Here is a 17682-nt window from a genome sequence, read left to right on the forward strand (position 1 = left end):
TATGCGCGCCTACGAATACCGCCACATCGTCGGCTTTGAAGAAACCAACCTGGTCGGCAACGTGTATTACCTTAACCCTTTGCGCTGGCAAGGGCGGGTGCGCGAGCTGTTCCTTAAAGAGCATGTCCCGCAAATCCTAGAAGATTTGCGAAAAGACTTAGTCTTAGCCACCGTCCGGGTCGCGTGTGAATATTACGCGGAACTCTTTGCCTTCGACGAGGTGCTGATCCGCATGACTGCCGACAAGATGACCCAAAACCGCCTCCTTATGCGCTTTGACTATCTGCGCCTAGGTCCAAAAGGCGAAGAAGTGGTGGCGCGCGGCGAGCAAGAAATCGCCTGCATGCGACGCGAAGGAGAACGCCTGATCCCCACTCCCCTGCCCGAATCGCTCAGGCACGCGCTGGCGGCTTATCGCTAAGAAAGAGCGAGCACCCCGGCATAGACCTCAAAAAGCGGCGTCCTGACGCCCAGCGCCTGCCAAGCGCCGGCTTCGTCTGCCGGACCGAAGATTTCCACCTCATCAAGGCCTGCCTCACCGCGACGATAGACTTCTACGCGCGCTTTTCACCGCGACCCACCCGTATTCTTTCAGGCTCGCTAAAGACTTCGAAGAAAAACCGCTCCTCGCCCAAAGCCGGACGCAGCTGGTCCAGCCAGACGGCTTGGGGGTCAAAGCGGGCGAAAAACGGCTTAAGTTCGAGGGCAGGATCGCGCGCCTGCAGAAAGCGCAAGACGAATACTTTCTCGCCGCCGATCGCGGTCACGCCTTGGATTTCCACCTTGCCGGCGGCCACGCTCATGACCGGACCGCGCACCGTTCGGCCCAGGCCGGAAATTTCCTGCACGGCCGCGCGATAAACCTCCCAGCAGCGCGCCAAGGGCACCTGAAAATAACGCCAGGCGCCGGTATCGCGGCCCACGAACAAATAATAGGGGACGATGCCCAGCTTGACCTGCGTCTGCCACATCGTCGCCCATACCTTAGGATCGTCGTTGACGTGGGCGAGCAAAGGCCCCTGAGCGCGGATCACCGCCCCTGTCGCGCGCACGCGGGCGATCGCGCGCCTGGCCGGTTCGGTCTCCAGTTCCCGGGGATGGTTGTAATGGGCCATCAGCGCAAGGTGCTTTCCTCCCTGGACCAGCTTTTCAAAAATCCTGAGCAGATCGTCGGCGTCTTTATCGCTTAAATAACGGTAAGGCCAAAAGCTCAAGGATTTAGTACCGATGCGGAGGCTTTGCACGTGCTCGAACTGCGGCGCCAAAAGCGGCAGCAAATACTTGGCCAGCTGCTCGGCTTGCATCACCAGCGGGTCCCCACCGGTGATCAGCACGTCGGTAACCTCAGGGTGGTCACGAAGATAATGATAAAAGCCTTCCGCCTCGCGGCTGGCGATGCGCAGCTTACGATCCCCGACGAATTGAGGCCAGCGAAAACAGAAGCTGCAGTAACTGTGGCAGGTCTGCCCTTGACTGGGGAAAAACAAGACCGTGCGCCGGTACTTGTGCTGCAAGCTAGGGATGGGATCGCCCCGAGCGTCGCGCGCAACATTGAGCTCAAGCTGCCCTGCCGGATGCGGATTGAGATCCTGCCGAATCGCCTGCACTTTGGCTACAATTTCCGCCTCGGAGGCGCCGCTCGCCAAAAGCTCGGCGAGGGCGGCAAAATCTTTAAGCGCCAACATCCCGGGTTGCGGGAAAGTGAGCTGAAAGATGGGGTCTTCCGGGACGCTGTCCCAATCGATTAGTTCTTCGACCACGTAAGCGTTTACCCGAAACGGCAACACCCGAGCCACTGCCTGCATGGCAAAGCGCGTCTCTTTAGAGAGCTTTGCCAAGCCAGGGATAGTGCCTCGCACCAGATCGCCGAAAGTGTAAACTTTAAAATGGGGATCCTTTCGGGAAAGGGGCATGAATTTCTTCTTGCATTGATTTGTTGAACCTTCTAAGATTTCGTATTTTAGTTAGCCTAGAACTCCTAGAAAAAGGAAGGCAATGAAGACCTTTAGCGCCAAGCCCAACGAAGTCAAACGCGACTGGTACGTTGTCGACGCCACCGGCAAAACGTTAGGGCGCCTCGCCAGCGAGATCGCCAAGCGCCTTAGGGGCAAACACAAACCGGAATACACTCCGCACGTGGATACCGGCGATTACATCGTCGTCATCAACGCGGAAAAGGTCAAAGTGACCGGTCGCAAAGAACAGCAGAAAGTATACTACCGTCACAGCGGCTACCCTGGTGGGCTCAAAGCCATCACTCTGGCCAAGCAACGCGCTCAGCATCCAGAGCGGATCATCCAGACTGCGGTGCGGGGAATGCTGCCGAAGAATCCGCTAGGACGCGCCATGCTGCGCAAACTCAAAGTATACGCGGGGCCACAGCACAACCACCAAGCCCAACAACCCAAAGTTTTGGAGCTCTAAGTACTCACTATGGCACAGTTGCAATACAATTACGGCACCGGGCGGCGCAAAAGCGCGGTCGCGAGGGTTTTTATCAAACCGGGTTCCGGTCGGATTTTGGTCAATCAGAGGCCCTTAGACGAGTATTTCGGGCGCAAGACCGACTCTATGCTCGTGCGCCAACCGCTCGAATGCGTTGCCATGGCCGACAAAGTGGACGTCATGGTCACAGTCAAGGGAGGCGGCCCTACCGGCCAGGCGGGCGCCATTCGCCACGGCTTGGCCAGAGCTTTGGTCGATTACGACGAGAGCCTTCGCCCAGCGCTGCGCCAGGCCGGCTACCTCACCCGCGACGCCCGGGAAGTGGAACGCAAAAAGGTCGGTCTGCACAAGGCGCGCAAGCGGCCGCAGTACTCCAAACGCTGATTTTCGGCTCCTGGGGGATCGTCTAGCGGCAGGACAGCGGACTCTGACTCCGTTAACCGAGGTTCGAATCCTCGTCCCCCAGCCATCTGGCAAGAAGCCGCCGCGCAGGGCGGCTTTTTCTTAGCATGTTAAGATCGGGGTTGCTGGCTTTCTGGGCGGTTCTGCACCGCGACCTCACCTTGGCCTTCCGCCATCGCGCGGAGTTGGCCAATCCTATGCTGTTTTTCCTTTTGATCGTCAGCTTGTACCCCTTAGGCATTGGCCCGCAACCGGAAATCCTGCGCACCATCGCGCCTGGGGCGGTATGGATCGCCGCGCTGCTCGCCGCGCTGCTGTCGTTAGAAAACCTGTTTCGCAGCGACTTTCACGACGGCACCTTAGAGCAGCTCTTGCTAAGCCCCCACCCGCTCCCTTTGCTCATTTCTGCCAAGGTCCTAGCCCATTGGTTGGTCAGTGGCTTGCCGCTGCTGCTCTTGGCGCCGGTGGTCGGCGTGCTGCTCAACCTACCGGCTCGAGGTCTTTGGGCACTGCTCGCGACCCTGGCTCTGGGAACCCCGCTTCTTAGCTTGATCGGCGCCATCGGCACGGCCTTGACCGTAGGCTTAAGGCGCGGCGGAATCCTGCTTACCCTCTTGGTGCTGCCTTTGTATATCCCGGTTCTGATTTTCGCCACCCAAGCGGTGGTGGCGGCGGTCGCGGGGATGCCGATCGCCGGCCAACTGTATTTTCTTGCCGCGCTTTTGGTCTTAGGTCTGACTTTGGTTCCTCCTACCCTGGCTGCAGCGGTGCGCATTAGTCTGGGCTAATCGAAGTCATTTTTGCTATTATGGCTTGCTCAAATTCAACTTAAAGCCTATGTGGACGTTCCTGCACCAACTGGCTTCGCCTAAACACTTCTACCGCATCACCGGCGCCTGGATTCCCTGGCTGGGCGGTGCGACTTTGGCGTTGCTGCTCGCCGGTTTGTACTTGGGGCTGTGGGTCGCCCCGCCCGATTACCAGCAGGGAGAAGCCTATAGGATCATCTACGTTCACGTCCCGGCCGCGTGGATGTCATTGTTCATCTACGTGTTCCTGGCCGTCGCCGGGGGAATTGGGCTAATCTGGAACGTCAAGCTGGCCGAGGTTTTAGCCACGAGCTCGGCTCCCCTTGGGGCCTGGTTTACCTTTGTGGCCTTAGCCACCGGCGCGATCTGGGGCAAACCCATGTGGGGGACGTATTGGGTCTGGGACGCGCGCCTCACTTCCGAGCTGATCTTATTGTTTTTGTACCTAGGCTACATCGCCTTGACCGGCGCCATCGAAGACCCGCGCACCGCGTCCCGCGCCGGGGCGATTTTAGCCATCGTCGGCAGCGTCAACATTCCCATCATCCACTATTCGGTGGAATGGTGGAACACTCTGCACCAGGGCCCGACCGTCACCCGCCTCGGCCAACCCGCCATCCACCCCAGCATGCTGTGGCCGCTGTTGCTGATGGCTTTGGCGTTTCAGCTGTACTTTTTCACCGTCCTCTTGATGCGCGCCCGGGCCGAGCTTATCTGGCGCGAGCGGCGCAGCCGCTGGGTGCAGGAGGTGCTCGGGAACTTGCAGGGCTCTTTGGTTTCAAACCGCAAGGAGGCAGCCTCATGAGCGGGTCGGAATTCTTCGCCATGGGCGGCTACGGCGCGTACGTGTGGAGCGCCTACGGCCTGGTCGCACTGGTGTTGATTTGGAACCTGATCGCCGCGCAGCGCAAGCGGCGGCAAATTCTGCGCAATCTGAAGCGGCTTTATCGGCAGGAGGACTTGCTTTGATGACTCCTCGTAGACGGCGCATGATGCTCGTCGGCGCTATCGTGGTTGGCGTGAGCGCCGCCGCCTTTCTCGCCTTAACCGCGTTTCAAAAGAACCTCTTGTATTTTTACACCCCTTCCCAAATCCAGGCGGGCGAGATCCCGGACGGATACACCTTCCGCGTCGGTGGGCTGGTGGAAAAGGGCAGCGTCCAGCGCGACCCTAACAGTTTGGCGGTGCGCTTTGTTCTTACCGACGGTGCCGCCAAAGTGACGGTGTTCTACGAGGGCATCTTGCCCGACCTATTCCGGGAAGGCCAGGGAATCATCGCCATCGGCCAATTGGCCCCCGATGGAATATTCCGAGCCGAGCAAGTGCTCGCCAAGCACGACGAAAACTACATGCCGCCGGAGGTCGCCGAAGCGCTCAAAGCAAACGGCCAGCTGCCGCCGGTGGACGATTTCCTAAAGGCAAGCCGATGACGGCAGAAATCGGTCAATTGGCTTTGATCCTGGCCCTACTGATGGCCGCGGTGCAAGGATTCTTCCCCTTGGCCGGGGCATCGTTAGGATGGCCGCTGTGGATGGCCGTGGGGCGCCCTGCCGCGCGCGCCCAGTGCCTGCTGCTGGCGGTGGCTTTTGGCAGTTTGGTGGGAGGGTTCGTAGGCAACGACTTTTCCTTGCTCTACGTCGCCGAACACTCCAATTCGGCCCTGCCGCTGTTTTACCGGATCAGCGCGGTCTGGAGCGCGCACGAAGGGTCGATGCTGCTTTGGGCGCTGATCCTGGGGCTGTGGACGGCGGCGGTGAGTTTCCTCAACCGCGGCCTCGCCGAGCCCTTTTTGGCCCGGGTACTCGGGGTGCTCGGCCTGATTAGCCTGGGGATCTTGCTGTTTATCCTGTTCACTTCCAATCCTTTTCAACGACTCGTCCCGGCGCCTGTAGACGGGCAGGACCTCAATCCCTTGCTGCAAGACGTGGGCCTCGCGCTCCATCCGCCGATGCTGTACATGGGTTACGTGGGCATGGCCGTCCCGTTTAGCTTAGGCATCGCCGCGCTGCTTTCTGGTTCGCTAGACGCAGCGTGGGCGCGCTGGTCGCGCCCTTGGACGCTGGTCGCCTGGGCGTTTCTGACCGTAGGTATCACCTTAGGATCCTGGTGGGCCTATTACGAACTGGGCTGGGGCGGTTGGTGGTTCTGGGACCCGGTGGAGAACGCCTCGTTCATGCCCTGGTTGATCGCCACCGCGCTGATCCACTCGTTGGCGGTGACGGAAAAACGCGGCGCCTTCAAGGCTTGGACGGTGCTGCTGGCGATCTTTGGTTTTTCCTTGAGCCTGCTCGGCACTTTCCTGGTCCGTTCCGGGGTGTTGGTTTCGGTCCACGCTTTTGCCAACGATCCCGAACGCGGCCTGTTCATCCTGGGGTTCTTGGGGCTGGTGATCGGCGCCTCGCTGCTCCTGTACGCTCTGCGCGCCCCCAAGGTAAAAGATCACGCTCATTTCCACCTCTTTTCCAAAGAATCCCTGCTGCTGCTCAACAACGTCTTGTTGGCAGTCGCCTGCGCCTCCGTCCTGCTCGGCACCCTGTATCCCTTGGTGCTCGACGCCTTGGGCTTGGGCAAGATCTCGGTAGGCCCCCCTTACTTTAGCCGCGTCTTTACCCCGCTGGTCGCACCGATCTTCGTCCTCGCCGGAATCGGCCCGCTAGTCGCTTGGCGATGCGGAGAATTCCCGCGTCTGTGGCGCCAGGTGCGCTGGCTTCTCTTAACCAGCCCCCTCGCTGCGGTTTTGCTAGGCCTGATCTTTTTTGACCTTAAGCATCTTAAGACCCTAGCCGGTCTGAGCGGGGCCTTTTGGCTCCTGACCACCTCCCTTTTGCCGCTGGGGGAGAGAGTGCGCAAGCGCCGCGGATTTTCCGGCTTCAAGCAACCGCGCGGGTTTTACGGCATGACCTTGGCTCATCTGGGGCTTGGGGTTTTCTTGATCGGGGTGGTGCTCTCCAATCATTACAGCGTCGAGAAGACCGTGCGCCTTAAACCTGGCGAATCCGTGCAGCTTGCCGGCTACACCTTTATCTTCAAGGGCCTGCGCGAGGTTCCCGGCCCCAATTACCAAGCCGAGCAGGGAGTGTTTGAGGTGCAGCGGCAAGGCAAGCAAGTCGCGGTGCTCACCCCGGAAAAAAGGTTCTATCGGATCCAGCGCAACGTCATGACCGAAGCCGCCATAGACTGGGGCCTGCGCCGCGATCTGTACGTGGCGCTGGGGGAGGCGCTGGAAGGCGATGCCTGGAGCGTGCGCTTGTACGTCAAACCCGCGATCCGCTGGATTTGGCTCGGCGGGCTGTTGATCGCTCTGGGCGGCTTTTTAGCCGCCGCCGACCGCCGCTACCGGATCGCCGCGCACCGCCAAGAAGTACTGGCTTCCGACTCCGTTCCCGCATCGGTGGGATGATGCTCAAGTACCTCTTGCCTTTCGCTCTCTTGAGCGCGCTGCTCATCCTCTTGGGTATTGGGCTTACCCTCAATCCGCGCGAGGTGCCCTCGCCCTTGATCGGCAAGCCGGCTCCAAGCTTTGAGCTGCCGCGGCTGGACGATCCGAGCCAGACCCTCTCCGACCGGATTTTCCAGGGCCGAGTCACCTTGTTCAACGTCTGGGCTTCTTGGTGCGTAGCCTGCCGTCAGGAACACCCGTGGCTTTTGGAGCTGGCGCGCCGCGGCGAAGTCGCCATCGTAGGGCTCAATTACAAAGACGACCGGAACGCGGCTTTGGCGGTTCTGGAACAAGCAGGCAATCCTTACCAGGACAACGCTTTCGACGCCGACGGCAAGGTGGCGATCGACTGGGGGGTGTACGGGGTGCCGGAGACTTTTGTGATCGACAAGCACGGCGTCATCCGCTACAAACACATCGGCGTCCTCACACCCGAAGATTGGGAGCAGAAACTCGCCCCCCTGGTGCGTTACTTGGAGAAACAACCGTGAGACTCGTTTCGCTTTTGGCCTTACTCTTGGCCTTCCAGGCGTTTGGGATCGAAGTGCGCCAGTTTCCCAACCCTGAACTGGAAGCGCGGTATCTACGCCTGATCGAGGAGCTGCGCTGCCTGGTCTGCCAGAACCAATCTCTGGCCGATTCCAACGCCGACCTGGCGGAAGACCTGCGCGGCGAGGTTTATAACCTGCTGCTGGCCGGCAAGAGCGACCGCGAGATCATTGACTTTCTGGTCGACCGCTACGGCGACTTCGTCCTCTATCGCCCGCCGCTCAAGCCGGCGACGTTTTTTTTGTGGTTTGGCCCATTTGCCGGTTTGGCTTTAGGAGGGGTCGCCTTTTGGCGCTTTACCCGCCGCCGCCTCGCCTCGCCTGCCCCCTTGAGCGAGGAGGAGCGCCGCCGCTTAAACTCTCTCTGGCAAGACGAGCCATGACGCTCTTTTGGCTGCTCGCCGCAGGCCTTATGCTCTTGATTTACGCTTTGTTCGGCTGGAGCCTGCGCCGCCCTCTCCAGGTCGATGAAAAGGCGCAGCTTCTCGCCAACCTGGACGTTCACCGAAGGCGCCGGTTGGAATGGGAGCGCGAACTTAAAGAAGGCAAAATTTCCCCGACCCAGTTTGATGCGCTAATCGTCGAGCTCGAGCGGGAGCTGCTCGACCTCCCCTCCCCCAACTCGGCGGACTACAATGCAGGTTTTAAAGGCCTGAGTGCGGTCGTCGCCGCTCTGGGGGTGCTCCCTCTGATCGCTCTGGCGCTGTACTTTGGCCTCGGGCGCCCCGACTTGCTCGGCGCCCAACCCAAAGCGCTTCCCGATTCTCTGGAGGCGGGGGTGGAGCGACTCAAAGCCCGCCTGCAGGACCATCCCAACGACCTGGATGGCTGGCTGCTGTTGGCGCGCAGCTATCAGGCGCTAAACCAACCCGAACAGGCCAAAGCCGCCTACGAACAAGCGCTCGCCCTAGCCCCCGATGACCTGGATCTGAAAGCCCGCTACGCCGAGCTGCTGGCGCAACTGCAAGGCGGGGACTTCCGCGGCAAACCGACCGCGCTGCTGCAAGAGATCCTCAAAGCCGCTCCCGATCACCCTTACGCCTTGTGGCTGTCCGGCCTGGCGGCGCTCCACCGCGGCGACCGCGCCCAGGCGCTTAAAGCCTGGCAAACGCTGCTCGCGCAGCTCCCTCCGGACAGCGAGGCGGCAAACCAACTGCGCGCCTGGCTGGCCAAAGCGGGGCTTACGATCGAGCCTCCCGTTCAGACCGCAGCGCACATCCAGGTCAAAGTCCAGCTTTCGCCCAATTTGGCCTCCCAAGCCCGCCCCGAGGATCCGGTGTACATTTTCGCCCGCGCCGCCGAGGGTCCGCCCATGCCTTTGGCCATCGTTCGCAAACAGGTCAAAGACCTCCCCTTGACGGTCACTCTGGACGACACCATGGCGATGTTGCCGCAGCTTAAGCTGTCCAAGTTCAAACGCATCGTCCTGGGAGCGCGGGTGGCTAAATCCGGCAACGCCCAAGGGGCGCCTGGGGATTTGGAGGGGTGGACAGAGGCGATTTCGATCGGTAAAGATACGCTTCCTACCGTCGTTATCGACCGGGTGCGTTCATGATCGAGCTGCATGCAACCGATGCCTTGATCCTCGTCGACGTGCAAAACGATTTTCTGCCGGGCGGCGCTTTGGCCGTTCCCGGCGGAGACCAGGTCGTCCCAGTCCTCAACGCTTACATCGAGCGCTTTGCCGCCAAGGCGTTGCCCGTCTTTGCCACCCGCGACTGGCATCCGCCCAACCACTGCTCGTTCCGCCCCCAGGGTGGACCGTGGCCGCCGCACTGCATCGCCGGCACTTGGGGAGCGGAGTTTGCGCCGGAACTCAAGCTGCCGGAAGGCGTACAGATCGTCTCCAAAGCGACCGAGCCCGAGCGCGAAGCCTATTCTGGTTTTGACGGCACCGATCTTAAAGACCTTCTCAAGCAGCAAGGCATAAAGCGCCTGTTCGTCGGAGGGCTGGCGACCGACTACTGCGTGCTCAATACCGTCAAGGACGCCTTAAAATCAGGCTTTGCGGTCTTTTTACTGATCGATGCAATACGCGCCGTCAACGCCCACCCTGGCGACGAACAACGCGCCTTAGACGAGATGCGGCGCCAAGGGGCGCATTTCATCACCCTGTCGGACTTGGCATGAACTCCGCCCTCCTCACCGACCTGTATCAACTCACCATGCTCCAGGCGTACTGGTACGAGCGGATGGAAGAGACGGCGGTGTTTGAACTGTTTGTGCGCAAGCTGCCTGAAAGGCGCAATTTTTTAATCGCCGCCGGACTCGAGCAGGCGCTCGACTATTTGGAAAGCTTGCACTTTAGCGACGCCGAAATCGCTTTTCTAGAAAGCAGCGGTTTTTTCCGCAAGGAATTTCTCCATACCTTACGGGAATTTCGATTCACCGGGGATGTGGACGCGATGCCAGAGGGCACGGTGTTTTTCCCCAACGAACCGATCCTGCGCGTCACCGCCCCCTTGCCCCAGGCGCAGCTGGTGGAGACCCGGCTGATCAACCTGCTGCAATTTCAAACCTTGATCGCCTCCAAGGCGGCGCGCTGCGTACTCGCCGCTCCTGGCAAACTCCTGGTGGATTTCGGCTTGCGCCGCGCGCACGGTTTTGAGGCCGGTTTGCTCGCCGCCCGGGCCGCCTACCTGGCCGGCTTTGCCGGCACCTCCAACGTTTTGGCCGGGATGCGCTTTGGGATCCCGATCTTCGGCACCATGGCCCACTCCTACATCATGGCCCACGACGACGAAGCGAGCGCGTTTTTGCAATTTGCCCGATCCCAGCCTCACAACGTGGTTTTGTTGATCGATACCTACGACACCCTAAAAGCGGTGGACAAAGTCATCGCCTTGAGCCGGCAGCTTGCCAAAGAAGGCATCCAGATCAAGGCGGTGCGCCTCGACAGCGGGGACCTGGAAGAGCAGGCCCGCTACGTGCGCGAAAAGCTGAATGCGGCGGGACTTACGGGGATCGGCCTCTTCGCCAGCGGCGACCTGGATGAATATTCCTTACAGCGCCTCCTGGATCGCCGCGCCCCTATCGACGGTTTCGGCGTGGGCACCAAGCTCACCACCTCCAGCGACGCCCCTTACCTCAACAGCGCCTACAAGCTCCAGGAATACGCCGGCATCCCCCGGCGCAAGATCTCTGCCGGCAAACAGACTTGGCCGGGACGCAAGCAGGTGTATCGCTCTCTGAACCCGGACGGCACCTTTCTAAAGGATGTTCTGACCACCTCCGACGACCTTTTGAATGGCGAGCCTCAGCTCCTTCCGGTCATGCGGGCGGGCAGGCGCATTTCCCAACCCGAGCCGCTGGCGGCGATCCGCGCGCGCTGCGCCGCCCAGCTCAAGGCGCTCCCGGAAGCGCTCAAAACTTTAGAAACGGCCGCCCCTTACCCGGTAGAAATCTCCCCCGCGCTTACCCGCTTGACCGCCGAAACCGACCGCAGATTCGGGTTAGCGTGAGCCAGTTTACTGTCGAGGATCGGGTAACAAGCGAATATTTAATCAAACGCTCGCGCTTTGTCGCGAGCTTAAGCCCTTGTCCGGACTTAAGCGCCTTGTCCGCTTTGCTTGAGCGGCTGGCAGGCGAGCATCCGCAGGCGACTCACATCACCTACGCCTTCCGCATCCTCACCCCGGAAGGCTTGCGCGAGCGCGGATACGACGCCGGCGAACCCTCCGGCACCGCCGGCCGACCGATTCTCAAGCACCTGCAGGGCAAGCAGGTGATCAACGCTTGCCTTGCGGTGGTGCGCTATTTCGGCGGCATCAAGCTCGGCGCCGGAGGACTGGCCCGCGCTTACGGGCAGGCGGCGCAGCAAGTGCTTGAAAGCGCCAAACTCAAGCCGCATATCGTTTATCAAACTTTGGAGGTAAACGTCGATTACGCCGGCTTTCACCTTTTAAACCAACGCCTAACCGCCTTAGAGGCAAGCCTGGTGACCGTCGAATACGGGCCGCGCGTGAAAGCCACCGTGCGCCTCCCCGAGGCCAAGGTCGAGGCGGCAAAACAATTGCTCAAAGCTTACCGATGCGATTTGTCCCTTGGTCCTTAGCGGCGCTTTTCCTCTTGGTCGCCTGCAGCAGCACCCGCTCGGCCTTACCCGAGCGCGCGCCCGAAATCGCCGGGGAGGCTTTCATCGCCTCCGATGGCCACCGCCTGCCCTTGCGCGCCTGGCTGCCTGAGCACAAGCCGCGCGCGGTGATTCTGGCCGTGCACGGTTTCAACGACTACAGCCGCTTTATCGAGCAGCCGGCCAGATACTTTAAGGCCCAAGGGATCGCGGTATATGCCTACGATCAGCGGGGATTCGGCGCCGACTCAGAACGCGGCAGGTGGGCGGGAACGACGGCCTACGTTGGCGATCTCATCGAGCTTGCCGAACAGATCTATCGGCGTTATCCTCAAACCCCGTTGTACGTTCTGGGCGAGAGCATGGGCGGGGCGGTGGCCATCGTTGCCGCCACTCAAGGCCTTGCCCTGTACGCCGACGGTTTGATTCTGGCCGCGCCGGCGGTGTGGGCGCGGCAGCTGATGCCTTGGTATCAGCGCAGTCTCCTGTGGCTGGCGAGCCGCCTGGTGCCCTGGGTCAAGCTGAGCGGCGACGGGCTGGGCATCCTGGCGTCGGACAACCTGGAAATGCTGCGCGCCTTGAGTCGCGACCCTCTGGTCATCAAGGCAACCCGGATCGATGCCCTCGCCGGACTGGCCGACCTGATGGATCAGGCGATGGAGGCAGCGCCCAAGCTGCATCTTCCGACCTTGTATTTATACGGCGCCAAGGATCAGGTCATACCGCCCGATCCCACCCGCCGTTTCTTACGGCTTGCCGATTCCGCCGCAGTGAAGCCGGTCTGGTACGAACAGGGTTATCATCTGTTGCTGCGGGACTTGCATGCAAAGCAGTACTGGCGCGATATTTTGACTTGGATTACCGATCCTAACCTGCCTCTGCCGTCCGGCGCCGACCGCCGCGCCGAGGCCAGTCGGCAGGATACGCAATTAAACTAAGAGAAAGACCCATGCACTACCCCGATCCGCTCGAAAGGATGTGGCTTCAGGCCCTCGAAATGCTCGAGCGCGCTGAGCGCATGAGCCGGCTGTTGTTTGCCATCCAACGCTCGCGCAGCCGCCTGCCGGTGTGGGAGCCTCCCATAGACATCGTCGAAGGCCTCGAAGGCCTTAAGATCACCGCCGTGGTCCCAGGGGTCGCTCCGGAGCACGTGGAAGTCACGCTCGAGGGCGGAATGCTCCGAATCGCAGGCGACCGGCCGCCGCCGCTGACGCCCGGCACGACCCAGATCCACCGTCTGGAAATCCCTTACGGCCGCTTCGAGCGCCGCATCCATCTACCGCCCGGGCGGTACGAGTTGCTCGAATCCAGACACCGGTGCGGCTGCCTGGAGCTGCGCTTGCGCAAACGAACCTAAACCAAAGTTGCTAACGCTATGACTGAAACCCAAAATCAAACCACCGACCCGAATCTCGTGGAATTGCCGCAAAACGCCATCCCGATCATCCCGGTCCGCAACGTCGTCCTGTTTCCGGGCGTGATCATTCCCTTGAGCATCGGCCGGGACCGCTCCATCGCCGCCGCCCAGCAGGCCCTTAAAGCCGAGCAACCGGTGGGGTTGATCCTACAAAAGGACCCGAGCATAGACCACCCGATGCCCAGCGATCTTTACACCGTTGGCACCACCGCCACCATCTTGCGCTACGTGACCGGACCAGACGGCACCCACCACATCGTGTGCCAAGGAGAACAGCGCTTCCGCGTCGCTCAATACCTCGAAGGCTACCCTTTCCTAGTCGCGCGCATCGAGCCGATCCCGGAGCAAGAAACGGTAAGCGCCGAGACCGAAGCCCGGGTGTTGGAACTGAAAAAACTCATCGGCGAACTGTTGGAGCTGATGCCGCAGGCGCCTTCGGAGCTGGTCAACGCGGTGCAGCAGATCTCCTCGCCGGCGACGCTTGCGGACATGATCGCGGCCTTTATCGACATCCCGCCGGAGGAAAAACAAAAACTCCTAGAAACCATCGAGGTGAACGCGCGCCTCGACCGGCTTATCGACTATCTCATCCACCGGCTCGAAGTACTGCGCCTGTCCAAGGAGATCAGCGAACGGACCAAAAAGAGCATGGACGAGCGCCAGCGCGAGTTTTTGCTGCGCGAGCAGCTCAAGACGATCCAAAAAGAGCTGGGCGAGGGCGAGGAGCGCATCGAGGAAATCGAGGAGCTGCGCAAAGCCATAGACGGAGCCGGCATGAGCGAAGAGGTCAAGCAGCATGCCCTGAAAGAGCTCAAGCGCCTGGAGCGGATGCCTGAATCCCAGGCCGAATACAGCATGCTGCGCACCTATCTGGAATGGCTGGTGGAACTTCCCTGGGCCAAGGAGACCGAAGAAAAGCTGGACATCGCCGAGGCGCGCAAGATCTTGGACGAAGACCACTACGATCTGGACAAGGTCAAACGCCGGATTTTAGAGTACCTCGCGGTGCGCAAGCTCAATCCCACCGGCAAAGGGCCGATTCTGTGTTTCGTCGGCCCGCCCGGGGTGGGCAAGACCTCCTTAGGTCAATCCATCGCCAAAGCCACTGGGCGCAAGTTCGTGCGCGTGGCCTTAGGCGGCCTGCACGACGAAGCCGAGATCCGCGGGCACCGGCGCACTTACATCGGCGCCATGCCCGGCAAGATCATCCAGGCGATTCGCAAGGCCGGCGCCAAAAACTGCGTAATGATGCTGGACGAGATCGACAAGCTCGGAGTGGGAGCGTTTCACGGCGATCCGGCCGCCGCCTTGCTCGAAGTCTTAGACCCGGAGCAAAACGCCCATTTCGTCGACAACTACCTGGGGGTGGCGTTCGACCTGAGCAAAGTGATGTTCATCGGCACCGCCAACGTCTTGGATACCATCCCCGGCCCCTTGCGCGACCGGATGGAGATCATCGACATCCCCGGCTACACCGAAACCGAAAAGCTCCAGATCGCGCGCCGTTATCTGGTCGAGCGCCAGCTTAAAGCGTGCGGTTTGAGCGAAGACCAGTGCCGGATCTCCGACGCCGCTTTACTTACCATCGTCCGCCGGTACACCCGCGAGGCGGGGGTGCGCAACTTGGAGCGCGAGATCGGGGCGGTGTTCCGCTGGGCGGCAGTGCAGATCGCCGAAGGCCAGGCGGAGAAACTCTCCCTGGACGTGGAGGACGTGCGCAAAATCTTAGGTCCTCCGCGCTTTGAGAGCGAAGGCGCGATGCGCACCAGCCTCCCCGGCGTGGCCACAGGCCTTGCCTGGACGCCGGTGGGCGGCGACATCCTGTTCATCGAAGCCACCCGCACCCCGGGCAGCGGCAAGCTGATCCTGACCGGCCACTTAGGGGACGTGATGAAAGAAAGCGCTCAAGCCGCCCTGACCTTGGTCAAGGCCAGGTGCGACAAATTAGGGATAGACCCAAAGCTCTTCGCCGAATCGGATATCCACGTCCACGTCCCAGCCGGCGCCACCCCCAAAGACGGCCCGAGCGCGGGAGTGGCGATCTTCGTCGCGCTGGTGTCGCTGCTCACCGACCAGCCGGTGCGTCCGGACGTGGCCATGACCGGCGAGATTTCCCTGCGCGGCTTGGTTCTTCCGGTCGGCGGGATCAAAGAGAAAGTCCTGGCGGCGCTGCAAGCTGGGATCCACACCGTCATGCTTCCTGCCAGAAATCAAAAGGAGTGGGAGGAAATCCCGCAGGAAGCGCGGGAGAAGCTGCGCTTTGTGTGGCTAGAAAACGTCGATCAAGCGATCGAAGAGGCGCTCAAGGCTGCAGCCACGCCTTCGCCTGAAGAAGCTCAAGCGGAAGGGATCGCTAAGTAGCGGCAGAACCAATCGCCTGCCAACTGCGCCACCTGTTCCAGCTTTCCTGGCTCCTCGAACAGGTGGCTTGCGCCTTCGACGATTTCAAGGCGCCACGGCGCTTTGAGCCTGCGGGCGGCCTCGCGGTTGAGCTCGAGCACCACCGGATCGGCTCCGCCGACGATGAGCAGGGTCGGTGCGTGAACGTGCGCCAGCGCCTCGCCGGCCAGATCCGGCCGCCCGCCGCGCGAGACCACCGCTTTGACCAAGTCCGGCCGGCGCGCCGCGGCGATCAGGGCCGCTGCCGCCCCGGTGCTGGCGCCGAACAACCCGATCGGCAGGGCTTTGAGCTGGCTCTGACGATTCACCCAGTCCACCGCCGCGATCAGGCGTTCCGCCAAAAGCTCGATGTCGAAGCGATACTCGGCCGTCTGCTCATCGATTGCGCTTTCCTCCTTAGTCAAAAGATCGAACAGCAGCGTCGCCAGCCCGCGCGCGTTAAGCGCCTTGGCCACGAACTGGTTGCGCGGGCTGAAGCGGCTGCTGCCTGAGCCGTGGGCAAATAAAACTAAGCCTTTAGCGCCGTCAGAGAAAGTAAGCTCTCCCGGCAACCCAACGGTGGGCGTCTGTACTATTACTTCTTGCACCTTCGACTTCGCCTGCCGCTTTACAATTTACGAACCGTTTGATCTTAACCCATAACCCAACCCAGTCAAAGTCGTATGGACATCCAAACCCTCGAAACCTGGCTGTGGGACGCGGCGTGCGTGATCCGCGGCCCGCTGGACGCCCCCAAATTCAAGGATTACATCCTGCCGCTGGTCTTTCTCAAGCGCCTTTCGGATGTGTTCGAGGATGAACTGGCGCGCCGGGCCGCCCAGTTCGGCAGCGAGGAGACGGTGCACACCCTGCTGGAGCAGGAACGGGCGCGGGGGCCGGTCTCGCTGGTGCGTTTCTATATCCCAGAGGAGGCGCGCTGGGAATCCATCCGTCGCCAGCGGGCGGACCTGGGTCAATTCCTGACCGACGCGGTGCGCGCCGTCGCCCGCGAAAATCCGCGCCTTTCCGGCGTGATTGACATGGTGGATTTCAACGCCACCGCCGCCGGCCAGCGCATCATCTCGGACAAACACCTGGCGGAGCTGATCGGGGTGCTCTCGCGGCATCGTCTCGGCCTGAACGATGTGGAGCCGGATATCCTCGGCCGTGCCTATGAGTACCTGCTGCGCAAATTCGCCGAGGGACAGGGGCAGAGCGCCGGCGAGTTCTACACCCCGCGCGAGGTCGGCGTGCTCATGGCGCGCCTGCTGGAGCCGGAGCCGGGCATGACGGTCTATGACCCGGCCTGCGGTTCGGGCGGGTTGCTGATCAAGTGCCATCTGCGGCTGCTGGAAAAGTACGGCGTGCGGGAGAACGGCCATCTGCGTTTGCCGGCCCAATACGCCCCGCTGCACCTCTACGGCCAGGAGATCAACCCCTCCACCTTTGCCATGGCGCGCATGAACGCCGTCATCCACGACCTGGAGGCGGATATCCGCATCGGCGATACCATGCGCCAGCCGGCCTTCCGCGACGCAAGCGGGCGGCTGCAGACCTTCGACCTGGTGACCGCCAACCCGATGTGGAATCAGAAGTTCGCGGCCGACTTGTACGAGAACGATCCCTTCGAGCGCTTCCGTCACGGCGCGCCGCCCTCTTCTTCCGCCGATTGGGGCTGGCTGCAGCACATGCTGGCTTCCCTGAAGGAGGGTGGCCGCATGGCGGTGGTGCTGGATACCGGCGCGGTCAGCCGCGGCAGCGGCAATCAAGGCTCCAACCGCGAGCGCGACATCCGCAAGGCCTTCGTGGAAGCCGATCTCATCGAGGCGGTGATCCTGCTGCCGGAGAACCTCTTCTACAACACCCCCGCGCCGGGGGTGATCCTGGTGATCAACCGCCGCAAGCGCCATGCAGGGGAGATGCTGCTCATCAACGCCAGCACGCTCTTCGCCAAAGGGCGGCCCAAGAACTACCTGACCGAGGAGCATATCGAGACGATCGCCGGCGTTTATCACACGTGGGGTGCTGTAGGGGGACGGGGCGCCATGTTCCCCCAAGGGGCTGCGCCCCTCCCCCCCCCCCCCCCCCCCACAGAGGAAACCCCCCACCACCCCAACCCCTCTCCCCCCCCCCCCCCTAGCGCCAACCAGAAGGAGGAGACACTGCCGCTT

20 protein-coding genes and 1 tRNA gene are annotated in these 17682 nt (G+C 61.5%); 19 read left to right on the top strand and 2 right to left on the bottom strand.

Annotated features, from left to right (window positions below; all coding sequences use genetic code 11):
• The first annotated feature begins 1 nt into the window (after position 1).
• Positions 2–421 carry an acyl-CoA thioesterase gene (locus tag ACYQ3M_RS09290; RefSeq protein ID WP_460035802.1) on the top strand — a complete coding sequence of 140 codons (420 nt, stop codon included), beginning with the start codon at positions 2–4 and terminating at the stop codon, positions 419–421.
• 133 nt (positions 422–554) lie between these two features.
• On the opposite strand, the gene ACYQ3M_RS09295 is transcribed toward ACYQ3M_RS09290, so the two are convergent.
• Positions 555–1913: a KamA family radical SAM protein gene (locus tag ACYQ3M_RS09295; protein ID WP_460035803.1), complete on the bottom strand. Its 1359-nt coding sequence runs from the start codon at positions 1911–1913 to the stop codon at positions 555–557.
• Between the two features lie 82 nt (positions 1914–1995).
• On the opposite strand from ACYQ3M_RS09295, the gene rplM reads away from it, so the two are divergent.
• The 17 genes from rplM (at position 1996) to lon (ending at position 15493) form a co-directional block, all read left to right on the top strand.
• On the top strand, positions 1996–2424 hold the full coding sequence (rplM, locus tag ACYQ3M_RS09300) for a 50S ribosomal protein L13 (RefSeq protein ID WP_460035804.1): 429 nt from the start codon (positions 1996–1998) through the stop codon (positions 2422–2424).
• A 9-nt stretch (positions 2425–2433) separates the two neighbouring features.
• Positions 2434–2829: a 30S ribosomal protein S9 gene (gene rpsI / locus ACYQ3M_RS09305; protein WP_460035805.1), complete on the top strand. Its 396-nt coding sequence runs from the start codon at positions 2434–2436 to the stop codon at positions 2827–2829.
• A gap of 11 nt (positions 2830–2840) precedes the next feature.
• A tRNA-Gln gene (locus ACYQ3M_RS09310) sits at positions 2841–2914 on the top strand.
• A gap of 40 nt (positions 2915–2954) precedes the next feature.
• Positions 2955–3635 (top strand): heme exporter protein CcmB, encoded by a 681-nt coding sequence (ccmB, locus tag ACYQ3M_RS09315; protein ID WP_460035806.1) that lies wholly within the window; start codon positions 2955–2957, stop codon positions 3633–3635.
• Positions 3636–3684: 49 nt separating this feature from the next.
• Entirely contained in the window at positions 3685–4461 is a 777-nt protein-coding gene (locus ACYQ3M_RS09320; protein WP_460035807.1) for a heme ABC transporter permease, read from the top strand.
• Complete coding sequence (gene ccmD, locus ACYQ3M_RS09325; protein WP_460035808.1) at positions 4458–4625, top strand: heme exporter protein CcmD; 168 nt, start codon at positions 4458–4460, stop codon at positions 4623–4625. The genes ACYQ3M_RS09320 and ccmD overlap by 4 nt, the downstream gene beginning before the upstream one ends.
• The gene (gene ccmE, locus ACYQ3M_RS09330; protein ID WP_460035809.1) at positions 4622–5086 is read left to right on the top strand and encodes a cytochrome c maturation protein CcmE; all 465 of its coding nucleotides are present in this window, start codon (positions 4622–4624) and stop codon (positions 5084–5086) included. Before ccmD ends, ccmE begins: the two co-directional genes overlap by 4 nt.
• Entirely contained in the window at positions 5083–7056 is a 1974-nt protein-coding gene (locus tag ACYQ3M_RS09335) for a heme lyase CcmF/NrfE family subunit (protein WP_460035810.1), read from the top strand. The genes ccmE and ACYQ3M_RS09335 overlap by 4 nt, the downstream gene beginning before the upstream one ends.
• On the top strand, positions 7056–7586 hold the full coding sequence (locus tag ACYQ3M_RS09340) for a DsbE family thiol:disulfide interchange protein (protein WP_460035811.1): 531 nt from the start codon (positions 7056–7058) through the stop codon (positions 7584–7586). Before ACYQ3M_RS09335 ends, ACYQ3M_RS09340 begins: the two co-directional genes overlap by 1 nt.
• Complete coding sequence (locus ACYQ3M_RS09345; protein WP_460035812.1) at positions 7583–8026, top strand: cytochrome c-type biogenesis protein; 444 nt, start codon at positions 7583–7585, stop codon at positions 8024–8026. Before ACYQ3M_RS09340 ends, ACYQ3M_RS09345 begins: the two co-directional genes overlap by 4 nt.
• The gene (gene ccmI / locus ACYQ3M_RS09350; protein ID WP_460035813.1) at positions 8023–9198 is read left to right on the top strand and encodes a c-type cytochrome biogenesis protein CcmI; all 1176 of its coding nucleotides are present in this window, start codon (positions 8023–8025) and stop codon (positions 9196–9198) included. Before ACYQ3M_RS09345 ends, ccmI begins: the two co-directional genes overlap by 4 nt.
• Positions 9195–9773, top strand: a complete 579-nt coding sequence (locus ACYQ3M_RS09355; RefSeq protein WP_460035814.1) for a nicotinamidase — start codon at positions 9195–9197, stop codon at positions 9771–9773. The genes ccmI and ACYQ3M_RS09355 overlap by 4 nt, the downstream gene beginning before the upstream one ends.
• A complete protein-coding gene (locus tag ACYQ3M_RS09360; RefSeq protein WP_460035815.1) occupies positions 9770–11104 on the top strand; it encodes a nicotinate phosphoribosyltransferase in 1335 nt (444 codons plus the stop codon). Before ACYQ3M_RS09355 ends, ACYQ3M_RS09360 begins: the two co-directional genes overlap by 4 nt.
• Positions 11101–11697 (top strand): IMPACT family protein, encoded by a 597-nt coding sequence (locus ACYQ3M_RS09365; RefSeq protein WP_460035816.1) that lies wholly within the window; start codon positions 11101–11103, stop codon positions 11695–11697. The genes ACYQ3M_RS09360 and ACYQ3M_RS09365 overlap by 4 nt, the downstream gene beginning before the upstream one ends.
• On the top strand, positions 11673–12653 hold the full coding sequence (locus ACYQ3M_RS09370) for an alpha/beta hydrolase (protein WP_460035817.1): 981 nt from the start codon (positions 11673–11675) through the stop codon (positions 12651–12653). Before ACYQ3M_RS09365 ends, ACYQ3M_RS09370 begins: the two co-directional genes overlap by 25 nt.
• A gap of 11 nt (positions 12654–12664) precedes the next feature.
• Positions 12665–13072, top strand: coding sequence for an Hsp20/alpha crystallin family protein (locus ACYQ3M_RS09375; RefSeq protein WP_460035818.1), 408 nt, complete (start codon positions 12665–12667; stop codon positions 13070–13072).
• A gap of 18 nt (positions 13073–13090) precedes the next feature.
• Positions 13091–15493: an endopeptidase La gene (gene lon, locus ACYQ3M_RS09380; RefSeq protein ID WP_460035819.1), complete on the top strand. Its 2403-nt coding sequence runs from the start codon at positions 13091–13093 to the stop codon at positions 15491–15493.
• Here the strand turns inward: lon and ACYQ3M_RS09385 are convergent.
• Positions 15469–16119 carry a dienelactone hydrolase family protein gene (locus ACYQ3M_RS09385; protein WP_460035820.1) on the bottom strand — a complete coding sequence of 217 codons (651 nt, stop codon included), beginning with the start codon at positions 16117–16119 and terminating at the stop codon, positions 15469–15471. The genes lon and ACYQ3M_RS09385 overlap by 25 nt on opposite strands.
• A gap of 75 nt (positions 16120–16194) precedes the next feature.
• Between ACYQ3M_RS09385 and ACYQ3M_RS09390 the strand changes: the two genes are divergently transcribed.
• Positions 16195–17682: type I restriction-modification system subunit M (locus ACYQ3M_RS09390; protein WP_460035821.1), on the top strand; the 1488-nt coding region annotated here is incomplete at its 3' end.

The organism is Methylothermus subterraneus (assembly GCF_054656915.1).

Coding starts and splice junctions, on each gene's coding strand:
- ACYQ3M_RS09340 (WP_460035811.1), top strand. CDS start 7,056: ATGCTCAAGTACCTCTTGCCTTTCGCTCTCTTGAGCGCGCTGCTCATC.
- ACYQ3M_RS09295 (WP_460035803.1), bottom strand. CDS start 1,913: ATGCCCCTTTCCCGAAAGGATCCCCATTTTAAAGTTTACACTTTCGGC.
- ccmD (WP_460035808.1), top strand. CDS start 4,458: ATGAGCGGGTCGGAATTCTTCGCCATGGGCGGCTACGGCGCGTACGTG.
- ccmI (WP_460035813.1), top strand. CDS start 8,023: ATGACGCTCTTTTGGCTGCTCGCCGCAGGCCTTATGCTCTTGATTTAC.
- ACYQ3M_RS09320 (WP_460035807.1), top strand. CDS start 3,685: ATGTGGACGTTCCTGCACCAACTGGCTTCGCCTAAACACTTCTACCGC.
- ACYQ3M_RS09370 (WP_460035817.1), top strand. CDS start 11,673: ATGCGATTTGTCCCTTGGTCCTTAGCGGCGCTTTTCCTCTTGGTCGCC.
- ccmB (WP_460035806.1), top strand. CDS start 2,955: ATGTTAAGATCGGGGTTGCTGGCTTTCTGGGCGGTTCTGCACCGCGAC.
- ACYQ3M_RS09355 (WP_460035814.1), top strand. CDS start 9,195: ATGATCGAGCTGCATGCAACCGATGCCTTGATCCTCGTCGACGTGCAA.
- lon (WP_460035819.1), top strand. CDS start 13,091: ATGACTGAAACCCAAAATCAAACCACCGACCCGAATCTCGTGGAATTG.
- rplM (WP_460035804.1), top strand. CDS start 1,996: ATGAAGACCTTTAGCGCCAAGCCCAACGAAGTCAAACGCGACTGGTAC.
- ACYQ3M_RS09360 (WP_460035815.1), top strand. CDS start 9,770: ATGAACTCCGCCCTCCTCACCGACCTGTATCAACTCACCATGCTCCAG.
- ACYQ3M_RS09375 (WP_460035818.1), top strand. CDS start 12,665: ATGCACTACCCCGATCCGCTCGAAAGGATGTGGCTTCAGGCCCTCGAA.
- rpsI (WP_460035805.1), top strand. CDS start 2,434: ATGGCACAGTTGCAATACAATTACGGCACCGGGCGGCGCAAAAGCGCG.
- ACYQ3M_RS09290 (WP_460035802.1), top strand. CDS start 2: ATGCGCGCCTACGAATACCGCCACATCGTCGGCTTTGAAGAAACCAAC.
- ACYQ3M_RS09335 (WP_460035810.1), top strand. CDS start 5,083: ATGACGGCAGAAATCGGTCAATTGGCTTTGATCCTGGCCCTACTGATG.